The organism is Bacillus cereus group sp. MYBK108-1 (assembly GCF_051917185.1).
GTDB classification, from domain to species: domain Bacteria; phylum Bacillota; class Bacilli; order Bacillales; family Bacillaceae_G; genus Bacillus_A; species Bacillus_A cereus.
In genome coordinates this window covers 156,121-175,250 of sequence record NZ_JBQAHZ010000001.1, presented here as the reverse complement: position 1 = coordinate 175,250, position 19,130 = coordinate 156,121, and the positions used below count along the sequence as shown (strand labels likewise).

The window sequence follows — 19,130 nt, the reverse complement described above, 5'->3', positions numbered from 1 at the left end:
GAGATCTCTTTGTTTAAGATAGATTCTGCAAGAACCTATTTTTCTATCTTTTTAGCAGCGTCATTCGTAGTGGCGCTCTTAATTCCACTTCCACCATTTATACTTGATATCATTATCGTTTTTCTACTAAGTATGTCAGTACTTATTTATATGCGAGCGACAAGTATTAACGAGTGGGATGAATTAAAGTCATTTCCGACGATGTTGTTATTAATCGGGATTTTCCGCGTATCGATTAACGTTTCGACGACGCGAGCGATTTTGACAGACGGAAATGCCGGTCATGTTATTGAAGAGTTCGGCCAGTTCGTAATTGGCGGAAACTTATTAATTGGTATCGTTATTTTTACAGTATTAATCATATTCCAGTTTATCGTTGCAAACGGTGCATCGCGTACAGCTGAAGTAGCAGCTCGTTTTACACTTGACTCTTTACCAGGGAAACAAATGTCTATCGATGCTGATTTAAACCAGCGTATTATTTCAGAAAAAGATGCACAAGCAAAACGAAAAAAATTAAATATGGAAACAGAGTTTTATGGAGCGATGGATGGTGCCGGAAAGTTCATTAAAGGGGACGTTATTTTCGGGATTGTCATTTTATTCGTAAACATTATTTTCGGTTTAATTGTCGGAATGATGCAGCAAGGAATGAGCTTTGCAGATGCGGCTCTTCATTATACACAGTTAACTGTCGGTGACGGAATCGTAAACCAAATTGGATCGCTTATGCTTGCGATTTCAACAGGTATTATCGTAACGCGTGTATTTGATGGTTCACCGGATACGGTAACGGAAGGAATCTTTAAAGAGTTATTAGCACATGAAGTTGTTGTATATGCGCTCGGTGGTTTGTTTATCGCAATGGGTATTTTTACTCCGCTACCGTTTCTACCATTCGCACTTGTTGGCGGAACGATTATCTTCTTGGGCATTCGTAATAAAAATCGAATAAAGAAAGAAAAAGAAGACGAGCTTCAAAAAGAAATAGAAATGATTCAAGGCGAAGATGAGCAACTGCAACAAGTGGAAGATTCATTTGGAGTATTTACGGATAAATATCCAATTATAGTAGAACTCGGTTTAGATTTAGCAGCACTTGTAAAGCAGAAAATTAACGGGGAAACAGCGCGTGATAAAGTTGTTCTTATGAGGAAGTCAATTATTACTGACCTTGGTATTAACGTTCCTGGAATTAACTTTAAAGATAATACGAGTTTTAGACCACGCGGACGTTACATTATTCGAATTAAAGGTGCGAAGGCGGCTGAGGGTGTTTTAAAATCAGGTTATTTATTAGCATTGAAAACGCCAAACGTAATGGCTGATTTAGATGCAGAGCCAGCGAAAGATCCAATTTTCGGTGAAGATGGATATTGGATTTTAGAGCATATGGTGCAAGATGCACAAATGAAAGGCTATCAAGTGTTAGAGCCACTTAGCATATTAATTACACATTTAGATGTTGTCGTTAGACGTAATCTTCACGAATTAATTCAGCGCCAACATGTAAAAGACTTAATTAATTCGCTTGAAAATGATAATGGCGTTCTATTAGAAGAGATTAAGAAGAAAGAAATTGATTTATCACTCGTTCAAAATGTTATTAAACAACTTCTAAAAGAAGGTATTTCTATTCGTGATTTACCAACAATTATTGAAGGTATTATTGACGGCAAAGAAATTTATCAAAACCACGTTGACGGTGTGACATCATTTGTTCGTGAATGTATTTCAAAAGTTATTTGTGAAAATGCGAAAAATCCAGACGGAAAAATATATGCAGCGCTCTTCTCTGATTCAATCGAGTTAGATGCGGATGTTGTGAATAATTCATATCAAGGTTACTTATTAAACTGGGATTTAGATTTAGAAACACGTGTCGTTGAGCAAGTGCAGCGCGTCTTTAAACAAGCACGTTTAATGGGAAGAGAACCAGTGTTATTAACACGTAGAAAAGATTTTAGATTTGCGATTGTAAGACTGCTAGAACGTTATCAAGTGGAAGCACAAGTACTTTGTATTAGCGAATTAGCACCAGAAATTGTTGTGGATCAAATTGCCTATATTGAATAGTAGGGGGTGAAGTAATGGAAAGTACAGAAAAGAAAGAAGCGTTAATGCGAATAAAAGCAGCTTCGAAAAATGAATTGTATCGAAAGTTATTTGACCAATATGGTACAGATTATTATTACGTTGTCGATGAAAGTGTAAAACGAAATATACCGTTTTTTTGGAAAAAGGATTATGAAATGTTAGTTGCTTTTCCAGAAGAAAAACAGGAAGAAGTGAATGAAGGTACAGCTCAATTTCATGAACAGTTAATGGATGTTGTGAATGATCCTTCAGAACAAATTGTGAAGGCGAATGGAATTCAATCAGTACTGCACAATTTAGAAAACGTAACGACTCCTATGTCATACGCGGCGATGCAAACAGGAAATAGTGAAGAATGGGCAAGAAAAAAAGAGAAACTATTAAAGCTGTTTGAAAAAGGAATCGTCGTTGTGAAACCGATGAAAGAAACGGAAATAACGAAAGTAACGAAAAAGAAAAAAGTTGTGAAACAAGTCGTTCCAGTAAAGAAAGAAGAAGTAGCTCCAAAGAAAGAAAATCAAGAATCTGTACCGTTTATTATTCAAAAAGTAATTCGGATGCTAGAACAAAACGATGTGGAACAATATTTCATTCATGCATATGCTGAAAAGTTAAAAATAAAGTTTGAAAATGCAACGATGATTACGGAAGAAGAAGTTGTCAGGTACATATTGGAAGATATGAAATCTCATTTTAATACGGAAAACGTCTTTGAAAAAGAAGTACAAACAATTGCATTAATCGGTCCAACTGGTGTTGGTAAAACGACGACGCTTGCGAAAATGGCATGGCAATTTCACGGTAAGAACAAAACAGTTGGTTTTATAACGACCGATCATTCGCGCATAGGGACAGTGCAGCAATTGCAAGATAACGTAAAGACAATTGGATCGGAAGTAATTGCTGTACGTGATGAAGCTGCAATGACAAGAGCGCTTACGTATTTTAAAGAAGAAGCACGCGTCGATTATATTTTAATTGATACAGCAGGGAAAAATTATCGTACGTCAGAAACAGTGGAAGAAATGATTGAAACGATGGGACAAGTAGAACCAGATTATATTTGTTTAACGTTATCAGCTTCAATGAAAAGTAAAGATATGATTGAAATTATTACAAACTTTAAAGATATTCATATAGATGGTATTGTGTTTACGAAATTTGATGAAACAGCAAGTAGTGGCGAATTGTTGAAAATTCCAGCAGTATCATCAGCTCCTATTGTATTAATGACAGATGGCCAAGACATAAAGAAAAATATACATATCGCTACAGCTGAACATTTAGCAAAACAAATGTTACAAACATCGTAGAAAAGAGGTGAAGAATAAGGCGCTTGCCTTATTCAAACGAATATGAACGGTCTTTATATAGGTTCTATGGGCATGATGAATTACATGCAGCGCATTAATGTTCATTCGAATAACGTTGCAAATGCTCAAACGACAGGATTTAAAGCAGAAAATATGACGTCTAAAGTATTTGATGTACAAGACACATATCGCCGCGGAGATGGGGCGGTAACAAATATCGGTTCGGTCGATTACGCTGTAGTACCAGCTGCAACGCATGTGAATTTAGTACAAGGAAATATACAAATGACAAATAGCGCTACAGATTTCTTTTTAGATGACGGCGCGGCCGGTACAACATCATTTTTTGTTACTTCTAAAAATGATGAAACGTTTTTAACGAGAGATGGTAGTTTCACATTAAATAGTGATCGTTATTTACAAACATCTTCAGGTGCTTATGTTATGGATGTCAATAATGAGCGTATTCGTATTCCTGAAAATGTTGAGTTCTTCGTATCTAATAATGGAGAAATTTATAGAGAAGTTAACGATGGAACTTTGCAAAAACCAGATATTAAGAGAATAGTAATTGCACAGTTACAAACAAAAACAGTAGATGCAGAAACGAATGCTCGTCTCGTGCAACGTGAAAATAAAAGCTTTACATTAGCAGAAGGAAACATTGCTAATTTACCGAACGGAACAGGAATAGTAAAAAATCATATGCTAGAAAATTCAAATGTAGATATGACGAAAGAGATGGCCGATCTTATGACAGATCAAAAGATGATTCAAGCATCACAGCGCGTTATGACGTCATTTGATAAAATTTATGAAAAAGAAGCAAATGAAATATTGAGATAGTGGACTCCTAATAAAGGAGTCTTTTATTAATTTTAAATTTCAGAATTATCAATTGACTTTGTGGAGCTTCTTTTTTATATTAGTAGGTATAACTATAACTACTAAAGAGGTGAGAGTATGACAACGGCATTATATTTAGAAGATGCATACAAAACGAGTTGCGAAACAGAAGTGATAAAAGTAGAAGGGAATAAAGTATTTGTAAAGGAAACAGTTTTTTATCCAACTGGTGGAGGGCAAGAATGTGATACGGGTGTCATTGTACAAGATGGGTCTGTATTTGAAGTTGAAAAAGTAAAGAAGGAGCAAGGAGAAATAGTTCACTATATAAAAGATGAAGCTCAAGTAAAATTAGGTCCAGTTAAATTAGAGATAAATTGGGAAAGACGTCATAATTTAATGCGTCATCACTCTTTACTGCATCTTATCGGAGCTGTTGTTTATGAAAAGTATGGAGCTCTATGCACCGGAAATCAAATTTATCCTGATAAAGCACGTATCGATTTTAATGAGTTACAAGAGTTATCGAGCGTGGAAGTAGAAGAAATTGTTGAGGAAGTGAATAAACTTATTAAGCAAAATAAAGAAATTTCTACTCGTTATATGAGCCGCGAAGAAGCAGAAAATGCTGTAGGAATGATTAAAACAGCAATAAATCTCCTGCCAACTACTATCCAAGAAATCCGCATTGTTACAATTGAAAATTTAGACGAACAAGCTTGTGGAGGCACACATGTGAAAAATACGAGTGAAATAGGAACACTTGTTATTGATAAAGTAAAAAGTAAAGGGAAGCAAAATCGTCGTTTTGAAGTAAGGGCGATTTAGATTGTGAGGGGTTACCGATGGATGAAATTATAAAGGAGTTACAAAAGTTAGGATTTTCCCAGTATGAATGTAAAGCGTATATTGGATTGTTAAAACATTCCCCAGTAACAGGCTATGAAGTGAGTAAACAAACAGGAGTACCTCGTTCTATGATTTACGAGGTACTCGGTAAGTTAATGGATAAAGGAGCGGTGCATATTGTACCTTCTGAACCAGTTAAATATGTACCAGTACCAGCTACCGAATTAATGAATCGAATGCGAAAAGACTTTGAAAAGTCCTTTGAGTTTTTAGACCAGAAATTAAATGGTTTAGAACAAGAAAGACAGATTGATGTAATTTCGCATATTCGCTCAAATGATCGTGTTTTAAAAGAAATATGCAATATAATTGGTAGAGCAAAGGAAGAGTTATGGATTTCTGTATGGGAAGATCAAGTGCATGAAATTGAGCCATACATACATCAAAAGGAAGAGGAAGGTGTGAATATATTCTCAATCTTATTTGGAGCTCCAGAAACAAAGATAGGAGCGACATTTCACCATAATTATATGACGCCCCACGTTGTTGAAAAGAGAATGGGTGGTCATTTAACTGTTATTGCTCGTGATGGAGAGGAAGTATTAATTGCGAACTTTTCAAATGATAGCACTTCATGGGCCGTTACAACGTATGACCCAGCGCTAGTTCTCGTTGCTACAGAGTATGTGCGGCACGATATTATGGTTGAAGAAATCACGAAGGAATTTGGGGCGGATAAGTTAGATACGTTATGGCGTGAAAATATAGATTTAGTTCATGTCGTAACAGGAAAACGAACTTTAGAAGGAATGGAGGATGATAGAGATGAGTAAAGCTCAGGCACATGTAGCTTTGCAGAGTGATGATACATTTCAGCAAGGAGTAAAAGATTGTTTACCAACTGTATTTGGTTACTTGAGCATCGGTATAGCAGCTGGTGTAATTGCAAAAACAGCTGGTTTCTCCATCATTGAAATTGCGTTTATGTCGACTTTAATTTATGCAGGTTCTGCCCAATTTATATTAGCTGGTATGTATGCAGCCGGTGCTCCTGCTTCCGCAATTATTTTTACTGTATTTTTTGTTAACTTGCGCCACCTTCTTATGAGTGCTGCGCTTGCGCCATACTTTATGAAACTGCCTCTATTTAAAAACTTACTAATCGGTTCTCAAATTACAGATGAAACGTTCGGTGTTGCAGTGCAGCATGCAGCGCAAAAAGGATATTTAGGCGAAAGATGGATGATTGGGCTAAATGTAACGGCTTATTTAAACTGGATTCTTGCTACTATTATCGGCGGGCTATTTGGTGAGTGGATACCAGATCCACATACATACGGGATGGATTATGCATTACCAGCAATGTTTATCGGATTATTTGTACTTCAGCTCATAAGTAGTAAACCAAAGCTAGCAATTCATTTAAGTGTTGCAATTGTAGCGATTATACTTGCATACGTTTCACACCTATTTATGCCAGATAGTATAGCGGTTATTATCGCAACCTTACTAGCTGCGACGATTGGAGTGGTGATTGAAAAATGGAAATGAGATTAGATGTATTATTACTTTTACTAGCAGCAGGAGCTGTTACACTCGTGCCACGTATTTTACCTCTACTCGTATTTAGCAAACTACAAATTCCAGACTGGGGTTTAAAATGGTTAAATTACATACCAATTGCAATATTAGCAGCACTTTTAGCACAAGTATTATTTATGCATGAGACGGTGCAATGGGATTACCTGATCGCAGCAATTCCAACATTTCTTGTAGCCATATATACTCGTAGTTTATTAGGTACAGTATTAACAGGAGTGGTTGTGATTATTTTGTTACGTTTCTTTTTCTAAAAAGGATTACGCTCATATAATAGCGAAAGGTGTAATAACATGAAAATATAGGGGTGGTGTTATGATACTTTTAACGATAGGAGCAATTTTGTTAACGTTGTTTATTTTCTTTATTATCGGTTTCGTTACGTTTATGATGTTTGTTGATAAGGCGACACCTCAAATATATTATACACCTTGTGAATCAGTGACAGTGAAAACTAAAGGTAAACATAGAAGGAAGAAAAGTTGAAAGTTGGCTTTTCTTCCTTCTTCTATTACATCCCCAAAAGAACTAACAACAATAACCCAAATAAAAAACTAATAAAGGAAAGAAGAACGATACATATGGAAAATACACGATTATTTCTCCATTCGCACAAGAAAGTTATAAAACCTAAAATACAAAGGAAAAACCAAATGGGTAGGAATAGGAACTCGCTAACTTTCTCGGGAAGTAACGCATAAAAAGTTGATAAATATAAAATCCAATTTGTAAAAAAAATGCAAACGATAATAGATTGTAAGTAGGGCCGTTTGGAAAACTCCCCCTTTTTTACGGTTACGAAAATAATAGTTAGCACTGAGAAAAAGGCAATGAATATGAAAATAAGTAAGAGTAATGTAAGTGTCATTTACATCTCCTGTATAAGAGTGTTTTTTACAAGAAATGAATCTATTACATTATATGCTTGTTTTGTAGAGTGCCCGTTATATTTTTCAGTGTACGGATTTAGAAATCCATGTTCACCGTGTAGTTGTTTTATTTCTAATAAAGGGTTATTCTGTTGCTGCAATGTTTGAATGAAAGCGGATACTGAAAAACTAGCTTCTTTTTCAGGGAATATAAGTAGTGTAGCGCATGTAGGCTTTATGTGAACATAGTCACGTATACGGGAACCGTAGCATCCGATAATAAAATCTATTTTCGGATTGTTACTACATAGCCATGAGATGGTAGCTCCAACACTAAAGCCGATAAGTCCAATATGTGTATAACTACTAGAAAGATGAGAAATGAATTCTTCAATTTGCTTTTTTCCATCATCAAATCCAATATGATTTACAAAATGTTCATATGCTTTTTCTTCATCACTGTAATGAAATGCATGTTGTAAGTGTAGAAGATTAGGACAGAATACATCTATATGAGATGAAGTAAAGTGCTGGGTAACGTGATGCATATGGTCGTTCACACCATATATTTCATGAACAATAACGAGAGCTAATTTTTCCTTCATAGTTATAAAGTACCTCTATGAAACTTAAATTCTTTCTCAACAAGACAAATACGCAGGTGGAAGTTTTCATACCATTGCTCACGACCTCTTTTTTTCGCTTCTTTATGTAAGGTGTTCTTTTTCCAATTTTCAATCGCATCAAGTGATTCCCAATAAGAAATTGTTATTCCGAGTCCAGAATTACCTCTTGCACTTTCTACACCTAAAAATCCAGGTTGTTGCTTTGCAAGTTTCTCCATTTCTTCGGCAACGGTATTATAGTCTGTTGTATCATTTGATAAATTAGAAGTGAATATAACTGCATAATAAGGCTTGTTTTTTTCTAAAGTAGATGCCATTATTTTTCCTCCTTAATGTATAGTACGAATAATTAATCCATAGTTTGTATTTTAGCAGGTCACAAAAAGAAAAGAAGTAGAAAATTCTTATTTTTTCAGCTCATGTAAAATAAAGGGTTGAAGAAATTTATAATAAGTAATCTGAAAGAAGAAAAATGCCACTTCAAAAGAGAAGTGGCATTTCTTATATTTCCTCTAAGCTATTAACTGGAACAGTTAATTCGCGTCCTGGGTTTTTTACTTCATATATGCGGGCGGTTTCATTGCTTTCATCGACGTGTTGAATCATAACAGGCATGCCTTGAAAATTGACATTGGCTTGTTCTGCTGACATAGAAAGCTCTTTTGCACGTTGTATATTCATTTATATTCCTCCCATCATTATTATCTTTGCTAAAAAAGAGGAATAATATACCATTTAGAGACATTCTTAAAGTTTTTGTATTATTTGTAATGTTTCTTTAATAAATGAAGAAAAGATGGAATCAGGATAACCATCTATCGTTTGAACTGCTTCTTTTGCTTCTTTCAGAGCAGCTGGTTTATCTTGAAGTTTTATATGACACAGGGCACGATAAGACCCAGCTGTTAATACCCACGATTGATCAAGTGGATGACTCATATAATCTGGTATGGTAGCGTGTTTTAATATTGCCAAAGCTTCCTTATAACGTTTTAAGCCATACAAAGATTTTCCTTTTTCAAGATAATATAATCCATCGTCTTGAAAGATTGGTTCATCTTTTAGTTTTTCTCGGAATTGTTCTAGATGTTCTAATGCGATTGTATATTCATTAGTAATTGTGTTGTAGTAGTAAGCTTTTAAAATATCAATAATCGCAATGGATAGAATATCTTCTGTAAAAATGGCAAATTGCTCCGATTTTTTTATGTAATATAAATACTGTTCTTTATCAGCTGTAATGACTTTTTGGTAAGATAAAATGCGATAAAATTCATCTGTTTTATAATACACTTGATGTTTTTTTGAAAATGCAAGTGCATCTAAAATGACTTTTTCACATTTTTCATAATTGCCGTATGCGAGTAAAATAATGGCTTCTTTTAAGTATAATTGTATATGTGTAATGAGATCCATTTCTAAATTCTTCGCTTTATATTCATCACGAATTATAGCAATCATCTGTAAACATTCTTTATATTTTTTACGTTTGAAGAGCATATAGTAAAACAGTAGTTTCGTTTCAGTGCTTTCTCGATATAAAGTATATTTTTCAAATATAGAAACAGCAGTTTCAACGTAATATTCAATATGATAATCGTTCATAATAGTTGCTCCTGTTAGGAACTGTTTATATAAGCGAGCTGTATTTAAAGTAGAAGGTAGCTCTGTTTGAACGATAGGTAGTAAAGTCTTGTATACTTCATCGCATTTATTTGCCTTTATTAGTTGCTCCATTTTTTGAATGAGTTCTACAATTTCTCCTTCATCTTCTTCTAATAAAAAGCTCGTTTCACATTCAAGTTTTTCCGCAATATATTGTAATGTTTTCATAGAAGGTGTAGCTTTTCCATTTTCAATTTGACTAAGCATACTTTTTGTCAGTTCCGAACCTGCCAGTGCTGTTTGCGTAAGCTTTTTTTCTTTTCGTAATGCTTTAATTTTTTCGCCGAGAGTTGCCATATTGTTGCTCCTTTATATTTAAAAAGTTTAATTGTATTTAACTTTTTGTTGTGAAAATTGGAAAGTTGATTATATAATAAGTTTAACACAATTTAACTTTTAAGGGGAGAGAGTCAAAAATGGAAGATATAAGTATAGGACAACATGATTCAAGAATGAAGATTGCAACGAGAAATATTATTTTAATGATGATTGGAAAAATGACGTCTTTATTAGGCGCAGGTATTTATACGTTCGCAATGGGGTTATATGTATTAAAGACTACTGGTTCAGGGATGGGGTTTGCAACTACGCTCGTTTGCGGATCACTTCCAAGGATGATCTGTGGCCCAATTGCTGGTGCTGTAGCAGACCGTGTGAATCGAAAATGGCTTGTCATTGGTACTGATTTATTAAGTAGCTTAACGATGCTTAGTATGTTTATTCTTGCTACTATATTTGGACCATCACTTCTTTTTATTTATATTTCAGCAGCATTATTATCAATTTGTGCAAGTTTTTATTCTGTTGCATTAACTTCGTCTATTCCGAGTTTAGTAGATGAAGGACGTATTCAAAAAGCGAGTGCTTTAAATCAAACGGCGGCTTCTTTATCAAATATTTTAGGACCGATTATTGGCGGAGTTGTATATGGTTTCTTTTCAATTAAATCGTTTTTCCTATTAAATAGTATTACGTTCTTTTTAGCGGTTATTTTGCAATTATTTATCGTATTTGATTTATATAAAAAAGAAGTGGCTGAGAGTACAGAGCATTTCTTGACGAGTATAAAAGAAGGTTTTTTATATGTAAAAAGACAACATGAAATATATGGTTTAATGAAAATAGCATTGTGGGTAAACTTTTTTGCGTGTGGTCTAACAGTTGCACTTCCTTACATTATCGTCCATACATTGCATTTATCTTCAAAGCAACTCGGTACTGTAGAAGGAATGTTAGCAGTCGGGATGCTAATGGGAGCGATTGCTTTATCAGTGCGTAAAGAAGTGAATACTCCGTTTCGTTCTATTTATACTGGACTGTTTTTGTTTGCAGGTTTAAGTTTATGTACAGTCTTTCCGTTGTTAGTTATCATTCCAAAAGTAGCAAGTTTTATTTACTATATTGCTTTTATGATGTTAACTGGTATAGCAATTATGATTGTAAACATTCCAATGCAAGTACATATGCAAAAAACGACAGATCCGAGCTACCTAGGGCGTGTGTTTGGCCTACTTGAAACAATTGCGACTGCAATCGCACCACTTGGTATGATTGTATATGGACTACTATTAGATATGTTGCCAACTAGCATTGTTATGATGACAATAGGCGGAGGGTTATTGTTAGTTGTATTAGTTGGAGTAAAGCAACATATGGCGAAAAAACAAGTAGATGTGTCCGCTTAAAAATAAGAAAATAATGAAAATTCGACTTATCATTATAAAAGTGACCGAATTAGTATTTTAGTTTTTGAAACTCTTTTTCATGTATGTTAAAGTAAAGTGAGCTTGCAAAGAAAAGGAGACAACGGCATGAAAAAATTAAGTTTTGTTATGCTTTTTCTATTAGTCGTAATGGCTGGATGTAGCAATTATGACACATATATTGAAACAGGTATGCAATCATTGAAAGATGAAAAGTATAGTGATGCAACAATGTGGTTCGAAAAAGCAGAAAAAGAGAAATCAGGAAACGAAGCGAAATCATATAAAGAAGTTGCTGAGAAAATGGATCACGGAGCAACAGCATTAAAAGACGGTAAGTATTTAGAAGCGAAAGACATTGCAAATGAAGTGTTACAAAAGAAAAAAGATGATGAACTTGAAAAAGCTGTAACATCAAATGCAGAGAATATGCTTCAAAAAGCAAAAGATGTGGAAGAGAAAGTAAATGAAAGAGTGGCAAAGCGTAGAAAGGTAGAAGAAGAAGGAATCGATAAAATTATTAAAGCTGTCGATAGTATAGATGAAGTGAAAGAAAAAGAGAAGAAAGTATCAGAAGCATTAGATAAGGCTGAAGAGGCGCAAGCAAAAATTGAGGCAAAGAAAAATAAATAGATTTATAGTTTAAAAGGCTGTCGTGCATAACGACAGCCTTTTAATTTTTTGTTGCAAATGAAGTGATGCTTTGTAGTAAAAAAGAAATGATTTTAGAATTCCATCTGTCCTCATGATGAATCGTATAAATATTACGCTGAAATTCAAATTCAGGGATTGGTATATAGCATAGCTCATTTCGTTGTATTTCTTGCTCGATAGCAAGTTTAGAAATAAAGGCAATTCCATTACCATATTTTAAAATTTGTTTCATCGTTTCTAATGAGTCTAATTCAATTTCAGATTGGAATGTAATGTTGTGCGCCAACGTCCATTGTGTAAGTAAATCTCTCGTTGTAGATGGGTTACGATGCAATAGTATGCGTTCCTTTTTTATATTTTGTAACGATACATTGTCTTTCTTTGAAAAATGATGTTCTTTGGAAAAGGCAAGAACAAGTGTATCGGGCATTATATTCGTTTGTTTTAAAAGTGGTTCATCAAATGGAGCAGCGGAAATTATCCCAAGATCGATTTCGTGATTTTGTAGCATCATTCGAATTTCAGGGGCTGTTTTCACTAGTAGCGTTATTTTTATATTGGGAAATTCACATTGAAATTGATGAACGACTTCTGGCAAAAGATAAGTCGCTGGTACATAACTAGCGCCGATTGTTATAGCACCTTTATGAAAATCTTTAAACTCTTGCGTGACACGTCTAGCTTCTTTCATAAGTGCATCTATTTTACAAGCATAATGGTGCAAAGCCTCACCAGCCTCTGTTAAGAAATACCTTCCAGAACGTAATTCAAATAAAGACACACCGAGTTCTTCTTCTAAGCTTTTTATATGAAAAGTAATAGTTGGTTGTTTAACGCCAAGTTTTTCTGCAACGATTGTAAGCTTTTTGTATTTCTTAATAAGTACTACAATTTCTAATTTTAAGAGATTCATTATGAATTGCCGCCTTTTTTATTTTAAATATAGAAAAAATCTATAGAAATAAATAGTTTATTAGAAGTTTTTTAATTTAATCTTTACAGTACATTAACATTCAGTATAAATCTTCCATATAGAATGAAAGCAGGTTAAGAATGAGGGGAGAGAGGTGAAGCAATGGATATTAAAATTAGTGGATTAGAAAAGACATTTGGAAAAACACAGGCGTTAAAGCCGTTGCAGATTGTAATGAAACAAGGGGAATTCACTACACTTTTAGGGCCTTCGGGGTGTGGGAAAACGACTTTACTTAGAATGATAGCAGGGCTTGAAGAACCGGATAAAGGAGAAATATATTTTGGAGACCAGTGCATGTATTCTGCTACAAAAAAGATAAAGACATCTCCTCATGAACGGAATATCGGTATGGTATTTCAAGATTTTGCTTTATGGCCGCACATGACTGTTTTTGAAAATGTTGCATTTGGTTTAAAAGCTACAAAGCAAACGAATCATTTACGAGAAAAAGTAGAAGATGCGATAAAGCGAGTTCGCCTGCAAGGTATGGAGAAACGGTATCCACACGAACTTTCTGGTGGACAGCAACAACGTGTCGCATTCGCTAGAGCAATTGTAACAAAACCTCATTTTATTTTGTTTGATGAACCGCTAAGTGCACTCGATGCAATTTTGCGAGAAGAAATGAGAATAGAGCTTATGGATATCGTTCATTCCATTGGTTTAACTGCACTGTATGTCACTCACGACCAAACAGAAGCAATGTCAATGTCAGACCAAATTATTGTCATGAAACAAGGAGAAGTATTACAAAAAGGAACACCGGAAGATATTTATGTGAAACCGTCTCATGAATTTGTTGCCAAATTTGTTGGTAAGGCGAATTGGCTTGTAGAGGGTAAAAAAATGGTTCGTCCAGAGCATGTGAGCTGGACGAAAAATGAAGTGTGCGAAATGTATACAGGTGAAATTCAGCACGTTACATATGTAGGAGAACGGTATGAAATAAAAGTAAACATGGGGGCACTCGGAATATGGACAGCTTATCACAATAGTAAATTAAGCATCGGTAAACCAGTATCGTTATATGTGCCAAAAAAATGTATTCATCATATAGGGGGAGAATCGTATGAAGAAATTCAGTTCGCTTAAGTCTTTATTTGTATGTACTTTATTATTTTCGGCTGTAGTAACAGGGTGTAGTTCAAAGACAGGCAATGCAGATGCAAAAAGTAAAAATACGACTGAAAAGAAAATTGTTGTATATAGTGCAGGGCCAAAAGGGTTAGCAGAAAAAATTCAAAAAGACTTTGAAAAGAAAACTGGTATAAAGGTGGAAATGTTTCAAGGGACAACTGGTAAAATTTTAGCGAGAATGGAAGCTGAAAAGAAAAATCCAGTCGTTGATGTAGTCGTACTTGCATCATTACCAGCGATGGAAGGATTAAAGAAAGAGGGTCAAACGTTAGCTTATAAAGAAGCGAAACAAGCTGATAAGCTGCGTTCTGAATGGTCAGATGATAAAGGACATTATTTCGGGTATAGTGCTTCAGCATTAGGGATTGTGTACAATACAAAAAATGTGAAGACAGCGCCTGAAGATTGGAGCGATATAACGAAAGGAGAATGGAAAGGGAAAGTGAATCTTCCAGATCCAGCACTTTCAGGTTCAGCTTTAGATTTTGTAACAGGATATGTGAAAAAGAATGGAAAGGATGGATGGAATTTATTTGAGCAGCTTAAGAAAAATGAAGTTACAGTAGCAGGAGCAAATCAGGAAGCGTTAGACCCAGTTGTAACAGGTGCGAAAGATATGGTAATTGCGGGTGTTGATTATATGACGTACAGCGCAAAAGCAAAGGGTGAACCTGTTGATATCGTATATCCAAAAAGCGGAACAGTTATTAGTCCACGCGCAGCGGGGATTATGAAGGATAGTAAAAATGTAGAAGGCGCAAAAGAGTTTATTGATTATTTATTATCCGATGATGTACAAAAACAAGTTTCTAAAGCGTATTTATTGCCTGGTAGAACAGATATAAAAGCTGAAAATAGACCAAATGTAGAAGAGATTCCAGTATTAAATATTGATTGGAAAACAGTTGAGAAAGAGCAAGATGAAATAGGAAAACAATTTAAGAAAGTATTTCAATAAGATGGTGATTCCATGGTAAATCGATTCGTATCAGTAAGACAAGTTGGAATGACGGTAGCGTTATTGCTTGTGGCGATGTTAATCGTCATTCCCCTTTTTCTTATTTTGTTTTCTAGTATATATGAAAATAGTAGTTGGAACTTTTTAAAGCCTTTTGAAGTGATGCAGAGTGGTGGATTAGCTGGGATTTTTCTGAATTCGATGCTTCTAGGTGTACTCGTTGTAATAGGAGCTACAATATTTGCATTTCCATTGGCGTTTATTATGAGCAAAACAGATGTAGGAAAGTATAGTAAGTTAGATATTGTTTTTATGATTCCATTTATGACACCGCCGTATATTGGATCAATGGGCTGGATTTTGTTCATGCAACCTAACGGCTATTTTGAACAATTTTTTCCGATGCTAAAGACAGTTTCATCATCGTTTTTTAGTTTAGGAGGTATGGTCTTAATTATGAGTCTGCATTTATTCCCATTCCTTTATTTCATGCTGAAAAACACGTTACTTCAGATTGGGAGTAGTAAAGAAGAAGCTGCAGCAGTTCATGGCGGAAGTTTTTTCTATCGTTTAAGAAAAATAATATTGCCGTTATTAGTATCAAGTTATGTAATGGGTGCTTTACTCATTTTTGTAAAGACGATTGCTGAATTTGGAACACCGGCTACATTCGGACGTAGAATAGGATTCCACGTGTTAACATCAGAAATCCATAAATTTATTTCGAGTTGGCCAATTGATTTTAGTAGTGCAACAGCATTATCTTCTTTATTACTTAGTGCTTGTATGCTTATTTGGTATATGCAAAATGTATTGAATCGACAGTATTCATATGCAATAGTTAGTGGAAAAGGTGTGAAATCTAAAAGATATACTTTGTCTATATTTACGCGCGTTGTAGCATGGATGTATGTAATTGGTTTATTAATCGTATCAATTGGAATTCCATACTTTTCTATACTTATTGCTTCTTTGTCAAAATTAAGAGGCGGCGGCTTACATGTAAATAACTTTACAACGAGCCATTATGAAGCATTATTTACAATGGGATCTCCGGGATTAGAGGCTTTATGGAATAGTTTTCTTTTTTCACTCGTAACAGCGATTATCGCGGTAATGATTGGAGTCTTTTTGGCACTTATGATTCGAAAGGGGAAAAAAACCTCTGAAAAATGGCTTGATATGTGCGGTATGTTACCGAATATGGTACCAGGAATCGTTATGGTTGTAGGTCTTATTCTATTTTGGAATTCACCATATATGCCTATGTCAATTTACAATACACCAGTCATGGTTATCGTAACGTATGTTGTGCTGTTTTTACCTTACACGGTGCAATATGTAAAATCATCACTCGGACAAATTGATGATTCTCTCATGCAGGCAGGAAGTGTTTTTTCTGGAAATTATATTTATATTTTTAGAAAAATAATATTGCCTCTTATTATCCCAGGCATTCTTGCTGGATGGGCGATGACATTTACAATTTCGATAAGAGAGTTAGTAGCATCGCTTCTCGTATTACCTCCATCAGTAGAAACGTCAGCAACGTTTATTTTTGCCCAATTTGAACAGGGTGAAGTATCTATAGGCATGGCGATGGCCGTTGTTTCTGTTGGACTTACAACAATATGCTTATTACTGCTACAACATATGGAGCAAAAACGAAAAGGGGTAGTAGTATGATGAGAGTGGAAGTATGGGGAGGAGCAGGAGAATACGGTCGCTCCTGCTATTTTGTAAAAAATAAAGAGACGAAAATATTATTTGATTGTGGTATTAATCGATCTTATGAGGATAGTTATCCAAAAATAGAGAGAGAAGCTGTTCCATTTTTAGATGCGGTATTTTTATCACATATTCATGAAGATCATACGATGGGTTTACCTTTATTAGCGAAGTATGGCTATAAGAAAAAAATTTGGACGACTCGTTATACGAAGGAGCAACTGCCGTTATATTATGAAAAATGGAGAAACTATAATGTGATGCAAGGGTGGAATTTACCTTATAGCGACCAACACATAAAAGATTTAAATTATGTATGTATTGATGAGATTAGCAATCCAAATGAATGGGTACAAATTACTCCTACATTGCGGTTTCAATGGGGATATAGTGGGCATGTATTAGGAGCTGTTTGGTTTTTAGTTGATATGTGTAATACATACGTATTTTATTCAGGCGACTATTCAGCAGAGTCTAATATACTACGAGCTAATTTACCTGAGAAATTGGGCCACAATATAAAAGTTGCAATTGTAGATGCCGCTTATCACACAGAGGATGTTTCGCAAAATGAAAGATTAGACAATCTATGTGCAGAAATTGAACGAGTTATGCAAAATAAAGGAATAGCATTATTACCGCTGCCACAACTTGGTAGGGCACAAGATATAGTATTGTATTTATATGAACGATATAAAGAATTTCCGCTTATAGTAGATAAAGAAATTTTGGCTGGATTTGAAGAGATGTTCGTATATAAAGATTGGATAAAAAATAATGAAGAACTTAAATGGGTTATGGAGAGTTTAAAAAGAAACATAATAGTGATGGATAATGATATTAGTATGCAAAATAGTTACGGAATAGTTGTAATGAGTGATGCGAATATGCAAACGAAACGAGCGCAGTTATATTATGAACAACTTCGGAATGAAAAACGGAATGCCGTTATTTTTACTGGGCATATTGCGAAAGGGAGTTTTGCAGAAAAAGTTATGAAAGAGCATGTAAGGAATACATGTAGGGTGAATCGAGTTGCGTATAAAGTTCACCAAAGTATAAGAGACGTTAAAGAGATGTTAAATACATTATTACCAGAACATACGGTGCTAGTGCACGCTTTGAAAGAGGATACGGATCGATTACAACAAAAGCTAAGTTCAGCAGGATATGAAAATGTATATTCACTTGCAATGGAACGTATAGAAGTCATTTAAAATACAAAGGGGATAGGTATATGAAAAAAGTATTTGTATTCGTAAGCATTTTCTTTTGTTGTTTCCTTTATAACGTTAAGGAAGGGTTTGCTGCTAGTCCAATGAAACCTAGCTTTGAAGTAAAGTTATTATTGAAGCCAGAACAAGTATTAGGTGATAACAAAGAGATGAAGCAAGAGGTGTTAGAACATTTCCAGGCTGGTACAAAATATGAAAGAATACAAGTGCAATTTTTAGATACTGCGAATAAAAGTTTAAGCGAGGAAGGTTGGTTTGCTAGAATTCGAAAGAAAGAATTTAGTAAAGATTTTGAACTAACATATAAAAAAAGATATCCTATTCTAAATGGTGTAATTCAAGATGCACTAGAAGTAGCTAAAAAAGAAGGATTCGATAGTAATACGGATAGTTATGAGGCGGAAATAGATTGGGGATTTGAGAAGAAAACATTAAGCATTTCAAATAAGAAAAGTTACAGTGCTAAAGGATATGGAATACTTGATTTACCAAATAAACAAGCTGCTCAAAACATGTTAATAGAAAAATTACCAGGGAAAATGAACAAATGGTTGTATACAAATTGGGGAGAAGAGGTGTTAAAGAATTCCCGTATTTACGGTCCTGTATTAATGAAACGATATACAGGAGAGTTTGAAAACATAAAAGCAAATATTGAAATTTGGCCATTAAGTAATACAGGAAAATTAGAAGATGACTTCGTAATAGAAGTGTCATTTAAAACAAATGAAGAAAGTATTGCGACAAAACAAAGGGAATTATTAATGGCGAGTTTAGAGAAAAAAGGCTGGTTGTTACCGAAAGATAGTTTGAAGACAGAGCTTATTTTTCAGTAAATAGTAAAAAGGAATCCATATGCCATGGATTCCTTTTTA

21 protein-coding genes are annotated in these 19,130 nt (G+C 34.7%); 15 read left to right on the top strand and 6 right to left on the bottom strand.

The features are described from left to right. The first annotated feature begins 9 nt into the window (after positions 1-9). The 8 genes from flhA (at position 10) to ACTFSL_RS00810 (ending at position 7,190) form a co-directional block, all read left to right on the top strand. Positions 10-2,076 carry a flagellar biosynthesis protein FlhA gene (gene flhA / locus ACTFSL_RS00845; RefSeq protein WP_000472534.1) on the top strand — a complete coding sequence of 689 codons (2,067 nt, stop codon included), beginning with the start codon at positions 10-12 and terminating at the stop codon, positions 2,074-2,076. A 14-nt stretch (positions 2,077-2,090) separates the two neighbouring features. Continuing rightward, positions 2,091-3,410 carry a flagellar biosynthesis protein FlhF gene (flhF, locus tag ACTFSL_RS00840; RefSeq protein WP_088338806.1) on the top strand — a complete coding sequence of 440 codons (1,320 nt, stop codon included), beginning with the start codon at positions 2,091-2,093 and terminating at the stop codon, positions 3,408-3,410. A 42-nt stretch (positions 3,411-3,452) separates the two neighbouring features. Further along, entirely contained in the window at positions 3,453-4,256 is an 804-nt protein-coding gene (locus ACTFSL_RS00835; protein ID WP_001013939.1) for a flagellar basal-body rod protein FlgG, read from the top strand. 117 nt (positions 4,257-4,373) lie between these two features. Beyond that, positions 4,374-5,084 (top strand): alanyl-tRNA editing protein, encoded by a 711-nt coding sequence (locus ACTFSL_RS00830; protein WP_000205380.1) that lies wholly within the window; start codon positions 4,374-4,376, stop codon positions 5,082-5,084. A gap of 17 nt (positions 5,085-5,101) precedes the next feature. Then, a complete protein-coding gene (locus tag ACTFSL_RS00825) occupies positions 5,102-5,938 on the top strand; it encodes a TrmB family transcriptional regulator (RefSeq protein WP_000343381.1) in 837 nt (278 codons plus the stop codon). After that, positions 5,931-6,656, top strand: a complete 726-nt coding sequence (locus ACTFSL_RS00820) for an AzlC family ABC transporter permease (RefSeq protein ID WP_088338805.1) — start codon at positions 5,931-5,933, stop codon at positions 6,654-6,656. The genes ACTFSL_RS00825 and ACTFSL_RS00820 overlap by 8 nt, the downstream gene beginning before the upstream one ends. Further along, on the top strand, positions 6,647-6,958 hold the full coding sequence (locus tag ACTFSL_RS00815) for an AzlD domain-containing protein (RefSeq protein ID WP_000425946.1): 312 nt from the start codon (positions 6,647-6,649) through the stop codon (positions 6,956-6,958). Before ACTFSL_RS00820 ends, ACTFSL_RS00815 begins: the two co-directional genes overlap by 10 nt. A gap of 61 nt (positions 6,959-7,019) precedes the next feature. After that, positions 7,020-7,190: a DUF3951 domain-containing protein gene (locus ACTFSL_RS00810; RefSeq protein ID WP_000602244.1), complete on the top strand. Its 171-nt coding sequence runs from the start codon at positions 7,020-7,022 to the stop codon at positions 7,188-7,190. 25 nt (positions 7,191-7,215) lie between these two features. Here ACTFSL_RS00810 and ACTFSL_RS00805 read toward each other — a convergent pair whose 3' ends face one another. From ACTFSL_RS00805 to ACTFSL_RS00785, 5 genes are all read right to left on the bottom strand, one after another. After that, a complete protein-coding gene (locus ACTFSL_RS00805; protein ID WP_088338804.1) occupies positions 7,216-7,572 on the bottom strand; it encodes a hypothetical protein in 357 nt (118 codons plus the stop codon). Then, a complete protein-coding gene (locus ACTFSL_RS00800; RefSeq protein ID WP_071739721.1) occupies positions 7,573-8,178 on the bottom strand; it encodes a dienelactone hydrolase family protein in 606 nt (201 codons plus the stop codon). It lies immediately after the preceding gene. A 2-nt stretch (positions 8,179-8,180) separates the two neighbouring features. Beyond that, on the bottom strand, positions 8,181-8,516 hold the full coding sequence (locus tag ACTFSL_RS00795; RefSeq protein WP_000168851.1) for an antibiotic biosynthesis monooxygenase family protein: 336 nt from the start codon (positions 8,514-8,516) through the stop codon (positions 8,181-8,183). A gap of 184 nt (positions 8,517-8,700) precedes the next feature. Next, complete coding sequence (locus ACTFSL_RS00790; protein WP_001025737.1) at positions 8,701-8,880, bottom strand: H-type small acid-soluble spore protein; 180 nt, start codon at positions 8,878-8,880, stop codon at positions 8,701-8,703. A gap of 66 nt (positions 8,881-8,946) precedes the next feature. Continuing rightward, a complete protein-coding gene (locus ACTFSL_RS00785; protein WP_088338803.1) occupies positions 8,947-10,161 on the bottom strand; it encodes a helix-turn-helix domain-containing protein in 1,215 nt (404 codons plus the stop codon). 119 nt (positions 10,162-10,280) lie between these two features. On the opposite strand from ACTFSL_RS00785, the gene ACTFSL_RS00780 reads away from it, so the two are divergent. Then, positions 10,281-11,549, top strand: coding sequence for an MFS transporter (locus ACTFSL_RS00780; protein WP_000389503.1), 1,269 nt, complete (start codon positions 10,281-10,283; stop codon positions 11,547-11,549). A gap of 126 nt (positions 11,550-11,675) precedes the next feature. Further along, complete coding sequence (locus tag ACTFSL_RS00775; protein WP_000736437.1) at positions 11,676-12,200, top strand: DUF4398 domain-containing protein; 525 nt, start codon at positions 11,676-11,678, stop codon at positions 12,198-12,200. Between the two features lie 40 nt (positions 12,201-12,240). Here the strand turns inward: ACTFSL_RS00775 and ACTFSL_RS00770 are convergent, their stop codons facing one another. Beyond that, positions 12,241-13,134, bottom strand: coding sequence for a LysR family transcriptional regulator (locus ACTFSL_RS00770; RefSeq protein ID WP_088338801.1), 894 nt, complete (start codon positions 13,132-13,134; stop codon positions 12,241-12,243). Positions 13,135-13,296: 162 nt separating this feature from the next. Between ACTFSL_RS00770 and ACTFSL_RS00765 the strand changes: the two genes are divergently transcribed. Genes ACTFSL_RS00765 through ACTFSL_RS00745 form a run of 5 tightly spaced genes read left to right on the top strand, consistent with a single transcriptional unit; the run spans position 13,297 to position 19,091 of the window. Then, positions 13,297-14,289 (top strand): ABC transporter ATP-binding protein, encoded by a 993-nt coding sequence (locus ACTFSL_RS00765; RefSeq protein WP_440041084.1) that lies wholly within the window; start codon positions 13,297-13,299, stop codon positions 14,287-14,289. Then, a complete protein-coding gene (locus ACTFSL_RS00760) occupies positions 14,267-15,292 on the top strand; it encodes an ABC transporter substrate-binding protein (RefSeq protein WP_000714686.1) in 1,026 nt (341 codons plus the stop codon). Before ACTFSL_RS00765 ends, ACTFSL_RS00760 begins: the two co-directional genes overlap by 23 nt. A 12-nt stretch (positions 15,293-15,304) precedes the next feature. Continuing rightward, entirely contained in the window at positions 15,305-16,978 is a 1,674-nt protein-coding gene (locus ACTFSL_RS00755; protein ID WP_119683176.1) for an ABC transporter permease, read from the top strand. Then, the gene (locus ACTFSL_RS00750) at positions 16,975-18,237 is read left to right on the top strand and encodes an MBL fold metallo-hydrolase (RefSeq protein WP_205570369.1); all 1,263 of its coding nucleotides are present in this window, start codon (positions 16,975-16,977) and stop codon (positions 18,235-18,237) included. The genes ACTFSL_RS00755 and ACTFSL_RS00750 overlap by 4 nt, the downstream gene beginning before the upstream one ends. A 20-nt stretch (positions 18,238-18,257) precedes the next feature. After that, positions 18,258-19,091 (top strand): hypothetical protein, encoded by an 834-nt coding sequence (locus ACTFSL_RS00745; RefSeq protein ID WP_440041081.1) that lies wholly within the window; start codon positions 18,258-18,260, stop codon positions 19,089-19,091. The last annotated feature ends 39 nt before the right edge of the window (positions 19,092-19,130 follow it).